Annotated in this window: 2 protein-coding genes and 1 pseudogene; 2 read left to right on the plus strand and 1 reads right to left on the minus strand. The window is 69.5% G+C overall.

Features of this window, described 5'->3' with window-relative positions; all coding sequences use genetic code 11:
• Window positions 1-90 precede the first annotated feature (90 nt).
• On the minus strand, window positions 91-717 hold the full coding sequence (locus ACWCXB_RS36485; protein ID WP_450728795.1) for a TetR/AcrR family transcriptional regulator: 627 nt from the start codon (window positions 715-717) through the stop codon (window positions 91-93).
• 50 nt (window positions 718-767) lie between these two features.
• Here ACWCXB_RS36485 and ACWCXB_RS36490 point away from each other — a divergent pair, with 50 nt between their 5' ends.
• Both ACWCXB_RS36490 and ACWCXB_RS36495 read left to right on the plus strand, forming a co-directional pair.
• Window positions 768-1,697 (plus strand): NADP-dependent oxidoreductase, encoded by a 930-nt coding sequence (locus ACWCXB_RS36490; RefSeq protein WP_450728797.1) that lies wholly within the window; start codon window positions 768-770, stop codon window positions 1,695-1,697.
• A gap of 53 nt (window positions 1,698-1,750) precedes the next feature.
• Window positions 1,751-2,255: pseudogene (locus tag ACWCXB_RS36495) on the plus strand (transposase); the annotation flags it as partial.
• Between the last annotated feature and the right edge of the window lie 124 nt (window positions 2,256-2,379).

Here is a 2,379-nt window from a genome sequence, read left to right on the forward strand (position 1 = left end):
CGTGCACACACCACGCAAGACGCAGCCAACGAAACGGCAAACGAAGAAGACAACGACCCCCAAACCCCGCCGCACAGGTTAAAGATCAAGCTAGGTCACAACCGCCAGCGGCAGCCGGACCGCTGGGGGCAGCGGCGGGATGACCGGCTCGGTGCGCATGCCCTGGATCAGCAGCGCGGCGAAGCGCCGGGATGCGGCCACCGCGGTGGCCGGCGAGGTGGTCCGGATGCCGCCGTTGGCCATGAGCACCATGATCAGGTCATCCAGGACGAAGTCCGGGCGCAGCTTTCCCGCCTCCTTGGCCCGGCGGGCGAGTTCGGCGATCTTGCCCAGTGCCCGCTCCCGGGCCGCGGCGAAGTCGATCGTGCGTGGGAAGGCTGAGACGCACGCCGCGGTGAAGCCCCGGTCCCGTGAATGCAGTTCACACACTTTCTCGATCACCTGGCAGAAGCCGCGCCATGGGTTCGGATCGGCCAGCCCCTCGTCGACAATGGCGGTACAGGCCGCCATCTGCTCCGTGAAGACCTCGGTGACCAGCGCCTCCTTGGTCGGGAAGTGTCGGTAGAGAGTTGCCGGGCCGACCTCGGCACGCCGTGCGATCTCGCGCATCGGTACGTCCAGGCCCTGTTCGGCGAAGGTCGCCCGGGTAACGGCGAGGATGCGCTCGCGGTTGTCCCGGGCGTCGGAGCGCAGAGAGCGAGGCAAAGGGTTCGTCACCGCTCTCACTTTAGCTAAACGGACGGGGTGTTCCGATAGCGTCCGGCGCCATGAGAGCACTGCGATTCTCCCAGTACGGTCCCGCAAGTGTCCTTGAGGTCGGCGACGTGCCGGAACCGCACGCAGGACCGGGTCAGATCCGGGTGGCCGTACGGGCCTCTGGTGTCACACCCGCCGACTGCTACCTCCGCTCGGGCCGGTTCCGCGACATGATGCCGCTGCGCCTGCCCCACGTGCTTGGGGTGGACGCCGCGGGTGTGGTCGACGAGGTCGGCACAGGAGTCACTGGTATCCGCCCGGGCGACGCGGTCTTCGGCATCATCGATCTCGCCGAGCTCGGTGGCGCGAACGCCGAGTACGCCGTCCTGGCGGCGTGGGCGCCGAAGCCCGACGCGCTGAGCTGGGAGCAGGCCGGCGGCGCGGCCGCGAACGTCGAGACCGCCACGCGCGCGCTCGACCGGTTGAAGGTCGGCACCGGCACGACCCTGCTGATCGAGGGCGCGGCCGGCGGGGTCGGCACGGTCGCCGTCCAGCTCGCGGTGGCCCGCGGCGCGGCCGTCCTCGGTACGGCCAGCGCACGCAACCACGAGTTCGTCGCGGGGCTGGGTGCGACACCGACCACCTACGGCCCCGGGTTGGTCGAACGGGTCATCGCCCTGGCACCGGACGGAGTCGACGTCGTCCTGGACTGCGCCGGATCCGGATCACTGCCCGACCTGGTGGACCTCACCGGAAGCCCGGACCGGGTGGTGACCGTGGCCGACCTGAACGCCGCGAAGTACGGAGTCCACCTGTCGCGCACGGCGGGGCCCGGTGCGGACCCGCAGGCGGTCGACGGACTCGCCGCGGCAGCCTCCCTCGCACAGCAGGGCCGCTTCACCGTGCCGGTCGCAGCCACCTTCACCCTCGAGAACGCAGCCGCGGCGCACCAGTTGAGCGAGACCGGCCACGCCCGGGGAAAGATCGCGCTTACCCTCTAGGGTCAGGTTCATTCGTCGGTAGCGTGTCGTGATCGCACGGTCTTTGACCGGGTGTGAAGCCTGGGGAGTTGGATGAAGTCCGGTGTCAGTTGGAGGACTTCGTGGCGGTGTTCGAGCCGTTCGCTCGTGCCGATCAGCGCCGGTGGGGAGCGGTCTACCTGCGTGGTCTGCTGCTGGACGGGCGGCGCAAGTCGGTGGAGCCGATGGCCGCCCGGCTCGGTGAGGAAGGCAACTGGCAGGCTCTGGGGCCTGGGGCATTGACGTCCCCTGGTCGTCGCCGACGGCGGATACGGGGACACCGCCGCCTTCCGGCTCGGTCTGGAGGCGCGTGGGCTGCACTACGTGGTGGGCATCTCCACGACCGTCACCGCCCAGCCGGGCGACGCGGCGGTCTGCACGCCGCCCTGCAACGGTCGCGGCCGGTGTCCCGTGGTCGCCTATCCCGAGGCAGCCAGGAGCGTGAAGGAGCTGGTCTTGCAGGCCGGGAAGCAGGTGGCCCGGCCGGTGCAGTGGCGCGAGGGCTCACCCGTGCGACCTCTTCCCGGACCTGCGTCTCACGGGCTTCCAGCAGACCCGAGCACCGACGGCACTAGCTTGATCTTTAACGTCCGGCGTCGAATGGTGCGTCGAACTTGATCACTCGGTTCGGTATCCGGCGTACACGGAAGCGGCCTTCGTCTGA

It is taken from the genome of Streptomyces sp. NPDC001514, assembly GCF_053597075.1.

Bases quoted from the DNA above. Each gene is read 5' to 3' on its own strand.
- ACWCXB_RS36490 (WP_450728797.1), top strand. From the start codon at position 768: ATGAGAGCACTGCGATTCTCCCAGTACGGTCCCGCAAGTGTCCTTGAG.